The sequence below is a fragment of the Streptosporangium sp. NBC_01469 genome (genome assembly GCF_036227305.1).
In the GTDB taxonomy this organism is placed as follows: Bacteria; Actinomycetota; Actinomycetes; order Streptosporangiales; family Streptosporangiaceae; genus Streptosporangium.
This window is the reverse complement of the sequence record NZ_CP109465.1, coordinates 770,620-785,194: the sequence shown is the minus strand read 5'-3', so window position 1 is coordinate 785,194 and position 14,575 is coordinate 770,620. Positions and strand designations below refer to the sequence as shown.

Below are 14,575 nucleotides of genomic sequence, written 5' to 3'. Positions count from 1 at the left end.
AGAGGGTATAGGTGCTGCCGTGGAGGCGTTCCGCCGTCGCCTCCGCCGCCCTGATCTCGGCCCCGAGGCTCTGGGCTGGCCGGCCACTCCCACGGTCCCCGGGCCAGCCGATGACCCGTGGCGCGGTGATCTGGTCGCCCGACTGACCACCCTCGGGGAGGACGACATGCTCAACCGTCGGACCGTGCTGACCGCCGGCGCCTTCTCCCTGGCTGGGCTGACCGCGCCCCGCCCGTCGACTCCATCGCAGCCCAGGGCGCGCCGGGCCGGCGCCGGGGATGTGGATAGGATCCGCGCCACGACCCGTCAGTTCGGCGACCTAGATGACCTGTACGGCGGCGGCCACGGTCGCCGAGCCGTTGCCGCCTACCTGGTGCACGATGTCGCGCCGCTCCTGCAGGGCACCGCGGGCAAGGCAAGGCCGGAGTTGTTTCGTGCAGCGGCTGAGCTCACCTACCTGGCGGCGTACATGGCGATGGATGCCGGCGTCAACGGGATCGCGCTGCGCTACTACATCCAAGCGGTCCGGTTGGCGGACGAGGCAGGGGACCGGACGTTGCGCGCCACGGCGCTGCGGTCGATGGCGGTTCAGGCCCGCGAGCTCGGCCATAACCAGGAGGCGCTCGCCCTGGCTGATGCTGCCGCGTCTGCTCTTGGTGGCCGCGGTCCGCAGCGCACCATGGCGTGGGTCACTGGGATGCAAGCGGAGGCACACGCCGGGATTGCGGACCGGTGGGATGCTCTGGCGCTGCTGCGGCGTACGGAGGCACAGTTGGAGCGCGCGGATTCCCTGCCGGAGTCGGAGTGGACGGGCAACTACCGGCGCGAATCATTGGAGCACCAGACCGGTCTGTCGTTGACCGCGCTCGGCGACCACGCTGGTGCCGCAACTCACTACGCCGCATCCATGGACACCCGGCGCCCGGTGGAACGACGCACCCGCGCCATGATCGGCCTGCGGTGCGCTCGCGCCCACCTGAGCAGCGGTGACATCGAACGGGCAGCGGCGACAGTGGTCGATCTTCGGCAAGACCTGGAGGGGATCGCGTCGGCCCGCGTCCACGGAGAACTCCAGCGAATCCGGCAGGAGTGGCAGCCGTACCGTACAGGCCGACACGTCGCAGAGGCGGATTCCCTCGCTGCGGGCCTACTTCGCTGATGACCACGCATCGGATGAACCTCTCATTCTGTTAGGACTTCTTGGCGCTCCGGTGACATCGTGAGGCCACGGCTGGGATCCGCGCCGGTAGCAGCACCACGATGGGGTATTCGTTGTTTCTGCTATAGTGCATAACGCAATATAGAGAAAGGCATCATCATGGCGCGACGCCCTGATCTGGTCGGCCTGACCGTGCTGGCCATGCTCTCGGTGCGCGCCAGCCATCCCTACGAACTCCACCGCTTCATCGTCGACACGCACAAGGACTACGTGACGGGGCTGCCCAGGAGCCTCTACCACGCGGTCGAGAAGCTCGCCGGTGAGGATCTGATCGTCCCGGTCGAGACCAGCAGGGACGGTCGACGGCCGGAGCGTACGGTCTACGAGATCACCGACGAGGGCCGCGGAGAGCTGTCGACCAGGCTCCGCGCGCTCCTTGAGAACCCCAACCCCGACCGCCGTACGTTCACCGCGGCCATCTCCCTCGTCGGCACCTTGCAGGTGCCCGACGCGCTGCGCGCTTTGCGTACCAGGGCCGCGACGATCGAAGGGCTGCTGGCCGGGATGAACGCTCACCTACGCGTCATGAAGGACAGCGGCCTGCCCGACATCCTGATGATCGAGGTCGACTACGAGCGCACGCTGAACGAGGCCGAGCTGGCCTGGGTGCGGGGCGTCATCGCCCGCCTGGAATCCGGGGAGCTCGACTGGTCGGGCACCGTCAGGCAGGACCTGCTGTCGCAGACACTCGACGGCCCATGAGAAAGCGGCTGCCAGGGTGCGCCAACACCCTGGCAGCCGGACATCCCAACAAGGCGCCTGCCCTGTCTGGACTCACAACCTCCAGGATAGGCGCCGCGACCATGAGGAATCGCGCCATGTCCGTGAACACGGAGATCACCGGCCTGCTCACCCGCCTCGCCGAGGCGTGGAACGCGGGCGACGCCACCGCCTACGCCGCCCTCTTCACCGAGGACGCCGACTACATCGTCTTCAACGGCACGCACAGCGAAGGGCGGGTGGCCATCGAGTCCTCGCATCGCTGGCTCTTCGACGGCCCGCTCAAGGGCTCCACCATGTCCCTCCCGAACGACCGGATCAAGGTCAAACCGCTGGCCGACACGGCGGTCCTGGTGATCTCGGAAGGTGGCACCGACCTGGCGGGCGAGCTCCGCGAGTCGATCGTCTCCTTCACCGCCGTCGGCACGCCCGAAGGATGGCGGTTCGCCTCCTTCCAGAACACCAGGGTGGCCCGGTGACAGGGAGGAAATTGATCACCGAGGTCGCCGGGATCGTCGAGGCGCCGGTCGCCGTGGTCTTCGACGACCTGGCGGGCGCACTGCTGCCCGACGATCGGCGCACCGGCCGTTTCACTGTCGAGGATCTGCCCGGTCACACCTCCACCGTGGAGGTCATCGGCCACACCATCTCCCTCCAGGGCGGCTGGTGGTATCGAGGCGAGTGGAGCGTCGAACCGCACCCGCAGGGCGCGATGCTCGTGCACCGGGTCTTCAACGTCGCCCAGTGGATGCGGTGGGGCGTGCCGCTGGCCAACCGCTTTTTCGTCGGCTTCGCCGACAGGACGCGGCAGGGGTTCGCCGAGAATCTCGTCCAGGTGGGACAGCGCCTGGGCTGTTCGACCCATCTGGTCTAGTGCTCCGGTGACACCGCGCGATCTCACCGGCTGAGGGAGGATGTCGCCGGCGCGGGGCAGGAGGCGCGGCCGGTGGTGGTGCCTGTGCGCGCACTCCGGGACGGGAGCGGCCGGCGGGGTGGTTCGGCGTCAGTCGCGGAGGGCGCGGAGGGCGCGGCGCGGGTCGTCGCCCCAGCGGTCGCGTCGCCGGCGCGGTGTCCGCCCGCACCGACAATTTTTTTTGTATTGACAATAGAAGTCGTCGGCACGTATCGTCGGGGTATGTTCGAAGTCGGGGTAATCGAAGAGGCCGGGGCCGCCGAGGCGGCGCTCGACCCGATTCGGGCGCGGCTGCTGGCGCTGCTGGTGGAGCCGCACTCGGCGACCAGCCTGGCGGCGATCATCGGGCTGCCCCGGCAGAAGGTGAACTACCACCTGAAGATCCTTCAGGCCCACGGCCTGGTGAAGCTGATCGAGGAGCGGCGCAGGGGCAACGTCACCGAACGGGTGCTGCGGGCCGTCGCCGCGTCGTTCGTGATCTCGCCGTCGGCGCTCTCCGCGCTCCAGCCCGACCCGGCCCGCTCACCCGACCGGCTCTCCGTACGCTGGCTGCTGGCCATCGCCGCCCGGCTGGTCACGGAGGTGGGCGCGCTGCTCGGCGGCGCCGCCCGCGTCGGCAGGTCGGCCACGACGTTCGCGCTCGACGGCAGCGTCCGGTTCGCCTCGGCCACCGACCGCGCCGCGTTCACCCGGGAGCTGACCGCGACGATCACCGCGCTGGCAAGCCGCTACCACGACGAACACACCCCCGGCGGCCGTGACCACCGGGTCATCATCGCCATCCACCCGAGCCTGCGCTCGGATACCGCACCGCAGATCGACGCGGGCGGCAATGACACCAAGGAGTCCTGACATGTCGCACGAATTCCGTCTCACCCACGACGTCGACCTCCAGGCCACCCCCGAGCAGGTCTGGGCGGCGATCGCGACCGGCCCCGGCGTCGACTCGTGGTTCATGGGCAAGAACGAGATCGAGCCCCGCGAGGGCGGCAAGGCGTCCATGGCGATGCCCGGCTTCACCGGTGAGTCCACGGTCACCGCCTGGGAGCCGCCGCACCGGTTCGGCTACCGCTCGGCGCCCGACGAGGAGGGCGCGTTCATGGCGTTCGAATACCTCGTCGAGGGCCGTGACGGCGGCGGCACCGTGCTGCGGTTCGTGCACAGCGGCATCCTGACCGGCGACTGGGAGGCGGAGTACGACGCGCTGCGCAAGGGCAACCCGCTCTACCTGCAGACCCTCGCGCGCTACCTGGAGCACTTCCCGGGCCGCACCGCCGTGCCGGTCGCCGCGTTCGGCCCGCAGCAGCCCGACCAGGAGCTGGTCTGGGCCGGTCTCACCCGCGCCGTGGGCCTGTCCGAGCAGGTCAAGGAGGGGGACAAGGTGCACTTCACGGTCGAGGGCCAGACCGTCGACGGCGTGGTCGACACGGTGCTGGCCCCCGGCTTCCTGGGGGTGCGGACCGATGACGCGCTGCTGCGGTTCGTCGGGGGCGGCGGCGTCATCATGACCGGCCACCACATCTTCACCGACGTCGACCAGGCCGACGCCGAGCGGACCTGGGGCGCGTGGCTCGCGTCCGTCTACGCCTGAGCCGCCCGGCCGCCCGGCCGTTCGGCCGTTCGGCCGTTCGCTCGGCCGTTCGCTCGGCCGTTCGCTCGGCCGTTCGCCCGGCCGTGAATCTCGCGGAGCCACCCGCCTGAGCTACCGCGGCCCGCCGCCCGTCACCCTTCCACCGAAGGGCGGCGGGCGGCGGGCGTACGCATGTCCGGCGAACGCCGGACATCGGCGTCGAACCGTCAGATCGCCGTCACCGGTAGCGGAAGAGCGGAAGCCGTCGAAGAAACAACCATCAGACCGCCGTCACCGATAGCGGAAGAGCGGAAGCCGTTGAAGAAACGACCGTCAGGCCGCGGTCACCGGTAGCGGAAACCGTCGAAGAAGCGGCGGAAGACGCCGCCGATGCGGGGCAGGGGCTCGGCCGGTGGCGGCGCCTGCGCGCGCTGCCTGGCGATGGGCTGGTCGTAGTCGGTCCGTGCGATGGCGTCGAGGACCTGCTGCTCGTCGAAGTCCTCGGACCCCTCGATCACGGGGACGAAACCGACCAGCATCCCGTTCCGCATCACCTGGGCTTCGAGGCCCGCGGTGCCGTCGGTGTCCCACTCCGCCTCACGCCCGTCGGGCAGTGACACGCGTATCCCGAACTGGTACACGCCGACCCTCGCCAGGTGCCCGTCTATGCCACGATCGCGCAGCGCGTCAACGATGCGTCGTGCCCGGTTCTCTTCCACCTCTCCCAGGATAGGTCGGCCGGATCCCGTCCGCTCACGTGGCTCGCACGGCGCGGGCCGGTGTCGTTCGACGGCGGCCGGTGGACCGGAGGACCCCTCACTCCGAGTCCGTGGCGGATAGTAACCCATCCGAAATTGGCCTACGCGTACGCCTACGAGCAGGCCTCGCGGGAGTGGCGCCCGCCGTCGGTGATCAACCCGTCCCTGTTCCGGTGCGCCCTGCCGGGCGCAGGCAGCCGCAGACCTGCGCGCCCTGACCCCCTGACCCCCGGCCGGTCTGACCGTCGGGAACCGTCCGGCCCGCCTCGCGTCCGCCACCTCCGGGTGGGCGCGAGGCGGGCCGCTGTGCAACCGCTCCCGGCGGGTCTGGTACACGCCGCTGTCGCCGCTGTAAGTTCTCAAAGCTCATATTTCTTGATTTCGGTCACCGCACGTGAACCGGCATTTCTCCACCCCGTACTCCGGAGTACTCCATGCCCGCAGCACTTGAGATCCACGGCCTGTGCAAGACCTTCGGGCAGAAGGTCGCCGTCGACCACGTGGATCTGAACATCCCCCGGGGCTCCTTCTACGGGCTCGTCGGCCAGAACGGCGCCGGCAAGACCACCACCCTGTCCATGGCCGTCGGCCTGCTGCGTCCCGACGAGGGCCACGCGCGAATCTTCGGCACCGACGTCTGGTCCGACCCGGCCGCAGCCAAGACGCTGGTCGGCGTGCTGCCCGACGGGATGGCCATGCCCGAACGGCTCACCGGCAGGGAGGTGCTGACCTACCTGGGGCTGCTCCGCGGGCTGCCGCGCGAGACCGTCGACCAGCGCGCCGAGGAGCTGCTGTCGGTACTGGAGCTCGACGAGGCGGAGAAGACGCTCGTCATCGAGTACTCCACCGGGATGCGCAAGAAGATCGGCCTGGCCACCGCCCTGCTGCACGCGCCGAGGCTGCTCGTGCTCGACGAGCCCTTCGAGGCCGTGGACCCGGTGTCCGCCGCGACGATCAAGACGATCCTGCGCGGTTTCGTGGCCGGTGGTGGTTCCATCGTGCTCTCCAGCCACGTCATGGCCCTCGTGGAGCAGCTCTGCGACCACGTCGCGGTGATCGACAAGGGCAGGGTGGCCGCCGCGGGGACCCTGGACGAGGTCCGCGGCACCGGCTCCCTCGAAGACACCTTCGTTGACCTGGTCGGCACCGCCGACGGCGGGGTGAAGGAGCTGACGTGGCTGTCGAACTGACCATGGTCGGCATGAAGGTGGCCGTGCTCCGTCACTCGATGAGCGGGCAGCGGGCAGGCTTCGTCGTGATGGGCGCGTTGGTCGGCCTGGTTCTCGCGGCCGGCACGATCTTCGTGGCCTTCTCCTGGCCGGACCTGCTCCCGGCCGTCTACGCGGTCTGGATGCTGGGCTGGATCTTCGGTCCCGTCTTCGCCGGTGGCGGCGACGAGACACTCCGCCCCGAGTACTTCACGCTGCTCGGCCTGCGACCGCGCCGCCTGGCCACGGGACTGCTCGTGGCGGCCTTCGTCGGGGTGGCGCCCGTGATCAGCCTGCTCGCCCTGAGCGGGCTCGCGGTTTTCGGCGTACGGCAAGGTGTCGCGGCCGCGCTCGTCTCGCTCCCCGCGCTGCTGCTCCAGCTCACGATGTTCGTCCTGCTCTCCCGGGTCGCGGTCGCCCTGCTCGGCATGGCCCTGCGCTCCCGCGTGGGCGCGGTCGGGGCCGGCCTGACCAACGGCCTGATCCTGGCCTTCCTGGGCCAGATCTGGGTCGTCTTCATGGCGCTCGGGCAGACGGCCGGGGTCCCGCCGGTGGTGACGGCGGCGACCCGCTACCTGCCCTCCGGCTGGGGGACGGTCGCGGTCGAGGCCGCCGCGTCCGCCGACTGGCCGAGGGTCGCGGCGGCCCTCGGCGGGATGGCGCTGCTGGTCGTCCTGCTGCTGGCCGCGTGGGCGGCGCTGCTCACCCGCCGGGCCGGGGCGTCCAGGGCGGCCACGAGGGGACGCCGACCGATCCGGGCCACCACCGCCTCCGGCGCCGTACTCGCCAAGGAACTGCGTACCTGGTCGCGTGACCTGGTGCGCACGCACCAGCTGACCTTCGCCCTCGCCTACGGCGTGTCCTTCGCCGCGGCCCCGCTGCTGGTGGGCTGGACGGGGATGCTGCCCTGGGCGGGGCCGGTCTTCGTCGTGATGGCCGCGGCCATGTCGGCCAACCTCTACGGCACCGACGGCACCGCGCTGTGGCTCACGCTCATGACACCCGGCGCGAGCGACGTCCGCGGCCGTCAGCACGCGTGGCTGCTGACCGTCGCGCCCGTCGCCCTCGTGCTGACGGTCTCTCTCGCCGTGGTCACCGGCGGGCCGTGGCCCATGCTGCTCGCCGTCCTCCTGGCCCTGCTGGGCGGCGGTGCCGGGCTGGTCCCCCTGGTCTCGGTGTACGGGCTCATCCCCGGCACCGACCCGCACCGGCGCGGCGGCAACCCGCTGCGCTCCACGGAGGAGGACGGCGCGGTCACCGGCATGGTGTACGCGGTGCTGGCGCTGGCGGCCCTCACCGCGGCCCCCGCGGCGATCGCGGCCGGGCTGTTCGGCTGGGCGGGGGTGGCCGTCGGCGCCCTGACGGGAATTCTCTGCTACCGGTGGTTCGGGCTGCTCGCCGAACGACGGCTGCTCGCGAAGGGGCCCGAGCTGCTCGACACGATGCGCACCGGCCGCCGACCGGCTCCCAAACCGGGCGCGGGCGGGCGGCTCCCCTTCGAGGAGCTGCCGCGCCACAAGCAGATCATCATCGGGATCTGCTTCACGGTCGGCGCGATCCCGCTGTTCCCGCAGGGGCTGCTGGCCGGTTATCTCAAGGTGTCGGAGAGCCCGACGCGCGCGTGGTTCCTGGCCCTCTACCTGCCGTCGTGGCTGCAGTGGCCCACGATCGTGTTCATGGTCCTGCTGGGGGTGGCCATCTACACGACGGGCGTGGTCCTCTCCTACCGCCGCAAGGAGCCGCCGACGGTCAGTGGTGACCTCAGCGGTGAACTCAGTGGTGAACTCAGTGGTGAACGATGAGCCAGGTCGCGACGGCGGTGACGGTCTCCGAGCGGTTGCCGATGATGTGGGGGCGGCTGCACGGGAAGGTGATGGAGTCGCCCTCGGCGAGGGTGACGACCTCCGACTCGAAGTCGATGGTCAGCTCGCCCCGGGTCACGGTCCCGACCTCGTAGCCCTCGTGCTTGAGGAAGTGGCCGTGGGCGTTGGAGGTCGAGCTCGGCGGATAGGTCGACTCGAAGAACTCGACGTCGGGTGACGGCGTGGGCGAGAGCCTGCGGAAGGTGACGCCGCCGCTGAGCCGGATGGGGGCGACCTCCCACGAGCGCCGGATGGCGAACCGGCCGGCGGGTGTGTCCGGCCCCGCCGGGCCGGCGCCGGTCACCTCCGCGGTGTCGAACACGGCCGCGAGCGGCACGCCGATCGCGGATACGAAGGCGATGAGCCTGCTGACGGACGGCCGCATCGTGCCGAGCTCGATCTGGGAGACCGCGCTGGCCGAGATGCCGAGCTCGCGTGCCAGGGCACGCAGCGACATCCCCGACCGGAGCCGCAGCTCGCGGAGCCTCCGGCCGAGGTGCTCGTTCGTGATCGCCTCGATCTCCGTGCCGGGTTCCGGGGTCATGGCTGTCACGGCCTCCACACCAATTGTCACAAGGCCTTTACGCGGGCGAAATTAGGGCTCGGGTGTCAAGGCATACATTGACGACAGCTGTTAAGTGACCACTTAACAGCCCACGCCACAGCCCCGGTAACGACCTCGGCCACAGCTCGTCACGCAGCCCCGAGCGGTTGCCGCGGCTCCGCCGACACACCATTCTCGCCGATCCTCCGAAGCCGATTCTTCGAGCCGATTCCCTGGGTCGATCCCCCGAGTCGATCCCTCGAACCGATCCCCGAGCACCTTCCGCCCTGGCACGCCCACGCGGGACACACCGGTTCCCGCACCGTACCCCCCACGGAAGCCGACCATGACCGAACACAGCGCACCGTCCCAGCCGAAACTACACGACGTCGTCGAGGCGGCAGGCATGCCCGTCGGCGCCGGTCTCATCAAGCCCGGCTACGACCCCCGGCTCGCGAACGAGGACCTCGCCCCGCTCCGCGAGCAGACGTGGTCCTCGTACAACATCTTCGCCTTCTGGATGTCCGACGTGCACAGCGTCGGCGGCTACGTCACCGCGGGCAGCCTGTTCGCCCTCGGGCTGGCGAGCTGGCAGGTCCTGTTCGCCCTGCTCGCGGGCATCGTCATCGTGAACGTGTTCTGCAACCTGGTCGCCAAGCCGAGCCAGGTCACCGGCGTGCCGTACCCGGTCATCAACCGGGCGATCTTCGGGGTGCGCGGCGCGAACATCCCCGCCGTCATCCGCGGGCTCATCGCGATCGCCTGGTACGGGGTGCAGACCTACCTCGCCTCCCAGTCGCTCATCATCATCTTCCTCAAGTTCTGGCCCGCGTCGGCGGCGCTGAACGAGGGCGGCTTCCTCGGCCTGTCCGCGCTCGGCTACATCTGCTATGCCATCCTCTGGGTGGCTCAGGCGGCCGTGTTCTGGAAGGGCATGGAGGCGATCAGGCGGTTCATCGACTGGGCCGGGCCCGCCGTGTACGTCGTCATGGTCGTGCTCGCCGTCTACCTGGTGAGCCAGGCGGGCTGGGAGAACATCAGCCTCGACCTCTCCGAGGGCGAGAACCTCGACTTCGGCGCGTCCATCCCGGTCATGCTCGGCGCGATCGCCCTCGTCGTCTCGTACTTCTCCGGGCCGATGCTGAACTTCGGTGACTTCTCCCGGTACGGGAGGTCGTTCGCGTCGGTGAAGAAGGGCAACCTCCTCGGGCTGCCGGTCAACTTCCTGTTCTTCTCGCTGCTCACGGTGATCACCGCGTCGGCGACCGTGCCCGTGTTCGGCGAGCTCATCACCGACCCCATCCACACGGTCGAGCGCATCGACACGCCGTTCGCGATCCTGCTGGGCGGGCTCACCTTCGTCATCGCGACCATCGGCATCAACATCGTCGCGAACTTCATCTCCCCGGCGTTCGACTTCTCCAACGTGAACCCGCAGAAGATCAGCTGGCGGACCGGCGGCATGATCGCGGCGGTCGGCTCGGTGCTGCTCACGCCATGGAACTGGTACAGCAACCCGGACGCCATCCACTACACGCTCGGCATCCTCGGCGCCCTGATCGGGCCGCTGTTCGGGATCCTGATCTCCGGCTACTACATCGTGAGCCGCCAGCGGGTTTGGGTGGACGACCTGTTCACGCTCGAACCGGCCGGCCGCTACTTCTTCCGGGGCGGCTACAACCCCAACGCGGTCTGGGCGACGGTGTTCAGCGGGGTCCCCGCGATCGCGTCGGTGCTCGCGCCGAAGATGCTGCTGGACCTGGAGCTCACCACGGCCGACGTGACCTGGATCGCCGACTACAGCTGGTTCGTCGGCTGCGGGCTCGGGTTCGTGGCGTTCACCGTGCTGGAGCGGATGTCGCCGAGGATCGGCGGTCTCGACCGCGACGCCGAGCGGGTGTCGGACGGCACGACCCTGGCCGGTTGATGACCCGCGTCGGAATTCGGGTGATCAACCCCAACACCGCCCGTGCCATGACCGAGAACATCGGCCGGTGCGCGCGGGCGGTCGCGGCACCGTCCACCGTCGTCACGGCGGTCAACCCGGCGATGGGCCCCGAGTCGATCGAGAGCCACTACGACGAGGCCCTCGCCGTGCCGGGCCTGCTGGCGGAGATCGCGGTGGGCGAGGCGGCGGGGGCGGACGGGTACGTCATCGCCTGCTTCGGCGACCCCGGCCTCGACGCCGCCCGCGAGCTGGCCTCGGGACCGGTGGTCGGGATCGCCGAGGCGGCCATGCACGCCGCCGTCCTGGTCGGCCGGAGCTTCAGCGTCGTGACGACCCTCGCCAGGACCACGGGCCGAGCCTGGGACCTCGCCGCCCGGTACGGCTTCGCGGGCGCGTGCCGGGGGGTGCACGCCTGCGACATCCCCGTACTGGAGCTGGACGACCCGTCCTCGGACGCGCGGAAGGTGGTGACCGCCCTCTGCGCCGAGACCGTGGAGCGGGACGGATGCGACTCGATCGTGCTCGGCTGCGCGGGCATGGCCTCGTTCTGCGCGGACGTCTCCCGCGCCATCGGCGTCCCCGTGATCGACGGCGTGGCCGTGGCGACCAAGCTCGTCGAGTCGCTGGTCTCCCTGGGCCTGCGGACGAGCACCCGGGGCGAGTTCGCCCCACCGGGCCCCAAGAGGTACACGGGCCTGCTCCGCGACTTCTCCGTCTGACGTATCCCTTACGGCCGGGGTGCGCCGTACCAGCGCCAGGTGGTCAGGCGCGGGCGGCCGGGAAGTTCGGTGCGGCCGGTGGCCCACAGCAGGGTCTGCCAGGGGTCCGTGCCCTCCGGGACGTCGCTCTCCGGGGCGTTCGGGAACAGCCGGGCGAGCACCCGTGAGCACAGGTCGGCGGGCGGGGTCCAGGCGAGTCCGAGGCCCTCGGCCAGGTCGTGGGTGTGCACCAGGGTCTCCACGATCCCCATCGCCGCGAACCCCTCCGGGTCCGACGCCCCGTGGCCGTGGTGGGCGCGAACCCGCGCCGGTGTCGTACGCACCATGGCGACCAGCAGCGCGCCGCTCGCCTCCAGCACCTGCAACAGCCCGGCCGGTCCCGCAGCCCGGTCCGCGTGGATGGCGTTCGCGGGCCCTCCGGGCCTCCGGCGCTCCCACGCGAAGGGCACGACCCCGTCCAGGGGCGGTGTCCTGGGGGCTATCTGGGCGGCGTACGAGAAGAGGTCGTCGGCGAGGTGCTCGACGGTCTCCCAGCGGTCCCACTCCAGGGAACCCGCCTTGTCGTCCCAGGCCGCCGCGGGCACCTCCCGGAGGACGCCGACGGCGAGCCGGACGGCCAGGTCGAGATCATCCGCCGTCACGGGGGATGGTCCTGTCTCAGCTGGTACGGGCATGCCGGGAACCATATCGGCAGTGGCGGGAGTAGCTGGGCGGGACTCGGCATGGTCGGCACCCCGCATCCGGCCTTGATCGATGCCGACAGGACGACTAGCCTGATCGCCGTGCTGCCGGAAGGCGGGGTCGAGGCGACCGCGTCACGCGGGAAGAGCCCCGACCACGACAAGCCGCTCGACCACGCCATGGAGTTTGGGACCGACTGACGATGAGCGCGGAAGAGGATTTCAAGCAGGTCGGCGCCGAGCTGGCCGACCTGGGTGTAGGGATCTCCAGGATGATGGGGAGTCCCGCGCTCAAAGATCAGGCGGGGAAGGTGTTCGCGAGCCTGCAGCGCGACGGCGCGATGGTGTTCCGGCTGGTCAGGGACACCCCCGAACACACAGCCGCGCTCCAGCTGGCCGGGGCGTCCCTGTTCGACCCCTCAGGGCAGGGCAGGGCGATGAAGGACTGGGTGGTCGTGCCCCACTCCTCGGCCGGGAAATGGACGGATCTGGCCGAGGCCGCCCTCAGCCGCCCACGCTGATCAGAGGGCTGACGCCGTCGACTACCTGCGCGTGCTGTCGCGTCATCCTCTGTCTCATCTTCCGTCACGGAACGACCTCGCGATCACCTCTCGAACACGCACCGAGCTTTCACTCCTGCGGGACGTTGACGAGCCCTCCGGCAGGGTGACCGAAGGGCTCGTCGGGGAACGTGCGCCTGAACGTCGTGAAGTCAGCCGAAGTCGCCGTGCTTGATGCTGTTGGCGAAGGTGGCCCATGTCGCGGGGGTGAGGATGAGGGCGGGGCCGGTGGGGTTTTTGCTGTCGCGGACGCCTCGGTGGCCGTTGGACAGGTTGGCGACTTCGACGCAGTTGCTCGCGTCGTCACCGGATCTCATCGATGTCGCCCTCAACGGTGACGTGCACCATGTCCATCCCGGTGCAGGCTCCGGCCGGAGGCGTCCTCGTAGCGCCACCCGAAGCGCGCCCACTCCCCAGGGGCGTCCGCCCGGGTCGTGCGGGTCGGGAGGATCCGCCCTGGAGGGTGGGTGCGGTCAGGTTAAGCGTTTTCCGGGAAGTATGTAATTCGTGACGCATCCATGAGCCCTCTGTTCCACGAAAAGCCCCATAGGGAATCTTTGGGATGGAGTGGGTGATATGGATCTGGTGTTTCAGGCAGTGATCGCCGGGTCGATCGCCGCGGTCGCTCTGATGGTGGTGGCGACAGGCCGTCACCGACACCGACACCGTCACTGTCACCGACATCGACACCGTCACTGACACCGGTGGCCTGTCCTGACGGGACCGTGGACGGACGACGGCGGGGAACCCCCGTCGCCTCCGGAACTCGAAGGCGCGGACGACGGGCACCGCGGCGTTTCGTACACACCGAAGGCGTCCGCGGTCTCACCGGGCGTCCTCGTCACGGGGGTGGGGTCGGGCGCAGGGGCGTCGCGGTGTCCTGGAGGGCGTCCAGCAGCGGGACGAGCAGGGGATGCCGCTCGGCGCCTCGGCGTACGGCGGCGAAGACGCGGCGTTCGGGGCCGGGCACCGGGCGGATCACCACGCCGGACAGGTCGGTGCCGCGCAGGGCCAGGCGCGGCACCATCGCCACCCCGGCTCCGGCGGCGGCCAGCGCGACCACCGCGCTGAAGTCGTCGGAGGAGTGGGCGAACTCGGGGGTGAAGCCCGCGTGCTCGCAGGCCAGCGCGATCACGTCGTGGCAGGGGTTGCCCGGATAGGGGCCGATCCAGGTCTCGCCCGACAGGTCCGCGACCGTCACCTCGCCCCCGGAGAGGCGGTGGCCTCGGGGGAGCACCACGTCGAACGGCTCGGAGTAGAGCGGGATGCGCGACAGCCGCCGGTCGTCCTCGGCCGGGGCCCCGCGATACTCCACGGCCACGGCCGCGTCCACCGCGCCGTCCAGGACCATGGTGAGGCTCTGGTCGCCCTCGGCGTCCAGGACGCGCACCCGGATGCCGGGCTCCTTGCCCCGCAGGGCTCCGACCGCGGGAGCCACGACCAGCCCGATCGCGGTGGCGAAGGAGGCCACCTTCACCTCGCCCGCCGTACCGGTCGTGTAGGCGGCGATGTCGGCCCCGGCCCGCTCCAGCTGGGCGAGGACCTCGTTGGCGTGGTCGAGAAGGATGCGTCCGACGGCGGTGAGCCGCACGCCCCGGCCGTCGCGGTCGAGCAGCCGGTGGCCCACCTCGTGTTCCAGGGCGACGAGCTGCTGGGAGACCGCCGAGGGGGTCAGGTGCAGTGCCGCGGCGGCGGCGGTGACCGTGCGGTGGTCGGCCACCGCACGCAGGGTCCTGAGCCGCCGCGTGTCTATCACGCGTTCATTCTCGCCGAGGCCGTCCGTGAGCTGCGACGCAGGTCCGTCAGAGGTGCGCGGACAGGCGATCGGCGAGCCGTTCCGGCCTTGACGCCGGTGTGAACCTGAGTGGTGCGGA

Annotated in this window: 17 protein-coding genes; 12 read left to right on the top strand and 5 right to left on the bottom strand. The window is 70.3% G+C overall.

Annotation, left to right across the window (positions count from 1 at the left end; genetic code table 11):
- Positions 1 to 19: 19 nt before the first annotated feature.
- The 6 genes from OG587_RS03570 (at position 20) to OG587_RS03545 (ending at position 4,443) form a co-directional block, all read left to right on the top strand.
- Positions 20 to 1,159: a hypothetical protein gene (locus OG587_RS03570; RefSeq protein WP_329086794.1), complete on the top strand. Its 1,140-nt coding sequence runs from the start codon at positions 20 to 22 to the stop codon at positions 1,157 to 1,159.
- Positions 1,160 to 1,318: 159 nt separating this feature from the next.
- Positions 1,319 to 1,921, top strand: a complete 603-nt coding sequence (locus tag OG587_RS03565) for a PadR family transcriptional regulator (protein ID WP_329086792.1) — start codon at positions 1,319 to 1,321, stop codon at positions 1,919 to 1,921.
- A 116-nt stretch (positions 1,922 to 2,037) separates the two neighbouring features.
- Positions 2,038 to 2,418 carry an SgcJ/EcaC family oxidoreductase gene (locus OG587_RS03560; protein ID WP_329086790.1) on the top strand — a complete coding sequence of 127 codons (381 nt, stop codon included), beginning with the start codon at positions 2,038 to 2,040 and terminating at the stop codon, positions 2,416 to 2,418.
- On the top strand, positions 2,415 to 2,813 hold the full coding sequence (locus tag OG587_RS03555; RefSeq protein ID WP_329086787.1) for a hypothetical protein: 399 nt from the start codon (positions 2,415 to 2,417) through the stop codon (positions 2,811 to 2,813). Before OG587_RS03560 ends, OG587_RS03555 begins: the two co-directional genes overlap by 4 nt.
- Positions 2,814 to 3,074: 261 nt before the next feature.
- Complete coding sequence (locus OG587_RS03550; protein ID WP_329086785.1) at positions 3,075 to 3,704, top strand: ArsR/SmtB family transcription factor; 630 nt, start codon at positions 3,075 to 3,077, stop codon at positions 3,702 to 3,704.
- 1 nt (position 3,705) lies between these two features.
- Positions 3,706 to 4,443, top strand: a complete 738-nt coding sequence (locus tag OG587_RS03545; protein ID WP_329086783.1) for an SRPBCC family protein — start codon at positions 3,706 to 3,708, stop codon at positions 4,441 to 4,443.
- 323 nt (positions 4,444 to 4,766) lie between these two features.
- Here OG587_RS03545 and OG587_RS03540 read toward each other — a convergent pair whose 3' ends face one another.
- Positions 4,767 to 5,141 carry a hypothetical protein gene (locus OG587_RS03540; protein WP_329086781.1) on the bottom strand — a complete coding sequence of 125 codons (375 nt, stop codon included), beginning with the start codon at positions 5,139 to 5,141 and terminating at the stop codon, positions 4,767 to 4,769.
- Between the two features lie 473 nt (positions 5,142 to 5,614).
- Between OG587_RS03540 and OG587_RS03535 the strand changes: the two genes are divergently transcribed.
- Positions 5,615 to 6,370 (top strand): ABC transporter ATP-binding protein, encoded by a 756-nt coding sequence (locus tag OG587_RS03535; protein WP_329086779.1) that lies wholly within the window; start codon positions 5,615 to 5,617, stop codon positions 6,368 to 6,370.
- Complete coding sequence (locus OG587_RS03530) at positions 6,355 to 8,190, top strand: hypothetical protein (protein ID WP_329086778.1); 1,836 nt, start codon at positions 6,355 to 6,357, stop codon at positions 8,188 to 8,190. The genes OG587_RS03535 and OG587_RS03530 overlap by 16 nt, the downstream gene beginning before the upstream one ends.
- Here the strand turns inward: OG587_RS03530 and OG587_RS03525 are convergent.
- Complete coding sequence (locus OG587_RS03525; RefSeq protein ID WP_329093719.1) at positions 8,174 to 8,794, bottom strand: helix-turn-helix domain-containing protein; 621 nt, start codon at positions 8,792 to 8,794, stop codon at positions 8,174 to 8,176. The two genes, OG587_RS03530 and OG587_RS03525, sit on opposite strands and share 17 nt — an antisense overlap.
- Positions 8,795 to 9,140: 346 nt before the next feature.
- Between OG587_RS03525 and OG587_RS03520 the strand changes: the two genes are divergently transcribed.
- Positions 9,141 to 10,721, top strand: a complete 1,581-nt coding sequence (locus OG587_RS03520) for an NCS1 family nucleobase:cation symporter-1 (protein ID WP_329086776.1) — start codon at positions 9,141 to 9,143, stop codon at positions 10,719 to 10,721.
- 20 nt (positions 10,722 to 10,741) lie between these two features.
- Positions 10,742 to 11,461 (top strand): aspartate/glutamate racemase family protein, encoded by a 720-nt coding sequence (locus OG587_RS03515; RefSeq protein ID WP_329086774.1) that lies wholly within the window; start codon positions 10,742 to 10,744, stop codon positions 11,459 to 11,461.
- 8 nt (positions 11,462 to 11,469) lie between these two features.
- On the opposite strand, the gene OG587_RS03510 is transcribed toward OG587_RS03515, so the two are convergent.
- Positions 11,470 to 12,135 carry a maleylpyruvate isomerase N-terminal domain-containing protein gene (locus tag OG587_RS03510; protein WP_329086772.1) on the bottom strand — a complete coding sequence of 222 codons (666 nt, stop codon included), beginning with the start codon at positions 12,133 to 12,135 and terminating at the stop codon, positions 11,470 to 11,472.
- A gap of 48 nt (positions 12,136 to 12,183) precedes the next feature.
- Here OG587_RS03510 and OG587_RS03505 point away from each other — a divergent pair, with 48 nt between their 5' ends.
- Positions 12,184 to 12,342: a hypothetical protein gene (locus tag OG587_RS03505; protein ID WP_329086770.1), complete on the top strand. Its 159-nt coding sequence runs from the start codon at positions 12,184 to 12,186 to the stop codon at positions 12,340 to 12,342.
- Positions 12,343 to 12,344: 2 nt separating this feature from the next.
- A complete protein-coding gene (locus OG587_RS03500) occupies positions 12,345 to 12,662 on the top strand; it encodes a hypothetical protein (protein ID WP_329086768.1) in 318 nt (105 codons plus the stop codon).
- Positions 12,663 to 12,853: 191 nt separating this feature from the next.
- On the opposite strand, the gene OG587_RS03495 is transcribed toward OG587_RS03500, so the two are convergent.
- Positions 12,854 to 13,018 (bottom strand): DUF397 domain-containing protein, encoded by a 165-nt coding sequence (locus tag OG587_RS03495; protein WP_329086766.1) that lies wholly within the window; start codon positions 13,016 to 13,018, stop codon positions 12,854 to 12,856.
- Positions 13,019 to 13,542: 524 nt separating this feature from the next.
- Complete coding sequence (locus OG587_RS03490) at positions 13,543 to 14,457, bottom strand: LysR family transcriptional regulator (protein ID WP_329086763.1); 915 nt, start codon at positions 14,455 to 14,457, stop codon at positions 13,543 to 13,545.
- Positions 14,458 to 14,575 lie beyond the last annotated feature (118 nt).

What these genes read in the sequence shown, in the direction of transcription:
- OG587_RS03565 (WP_329086792.1), top strand. Translation starts at nt 1,319, where the DNA reads ATGGCGCGACGCCCTGATCTGGTCGGCCTGACCGTGCTGGCCATGCTC.
- OG587_RS03560 (WP_329086790.1), top strand. Translation starts at nt 2,038, where the DNA reads ATGTCCGTGAACACGGAGATCACCGGCCTGCTCACCCGCCTCGCCGAG.
- OG587_RS03550 (WP_329086785.1), top strand. Translation starts at nt 3,075, where the DNA reads ATGTTCGAAGTCGGGGTAATCGAAGAGGCCGGGGCCGCCGAGGCGGCG.
- OG587_RS03545 (WP_329086783.1), top strand. Translation starts at nt 3,706, where the DNA reads ATGTCGCACGAATTCCGTCTCACCCACGACGTCGACCTCCAGGCCACC.
- OG587_RS03535 (WP_329086779.1), top strand. Translation starts at nt 5,615, where the DNA reads ATGCCCGCAGCACTTGAGATCCACGGCCTGTGCAAGACCTTCGGGCAG.
- OG587_RS03525 (WP_329093719.1), bottom strand. Translation starts at nt 8,794, where the DNA reads ATGACCCCGGAACCCGGCACGGAGATCGAGGCGATCACGAACGAGCAC.
- OG587_RS03520 (WP_329086776.1), top strand. Translation starts at nt 9,141, where the DNA reads ATGACCGAACACAGCGCACCGTCCCAGCCGAAACTACACGACGTCGTC.
- OG587_RS03510 (WP_329086772.1), bottom strand. Translation starts at nt 12,135, where the DNA reads ATGCCCGTACCAGCTGAGACAGGACCATCCCCCGTGACGGCGGATGAT.
- OG587_RS03505 (WP_329086770.1), top strand. Translation starts at nt 12,184, where the DNA reads ATGGTCGGCACCCCGCATCCGGCCTTGATCGATGCCGACAGGACGACT.
- OG587_RS03500 (WP_329086768.1), top strand. Translation starts at nt 12,345, where the DNA reads ATGAGCGCGGAAGAGGATTTCAAGCAGGTCGGCGCCGAGCTGGCCGAC.
- OG587_RS03495 (WP_329086766.1), bottom strand. Translation starts at nt 13,018, where the DNA reads ATGAGATCCGGTGACGACGCGAGCAACTGCGTCGAAGTCGCCAACCTG.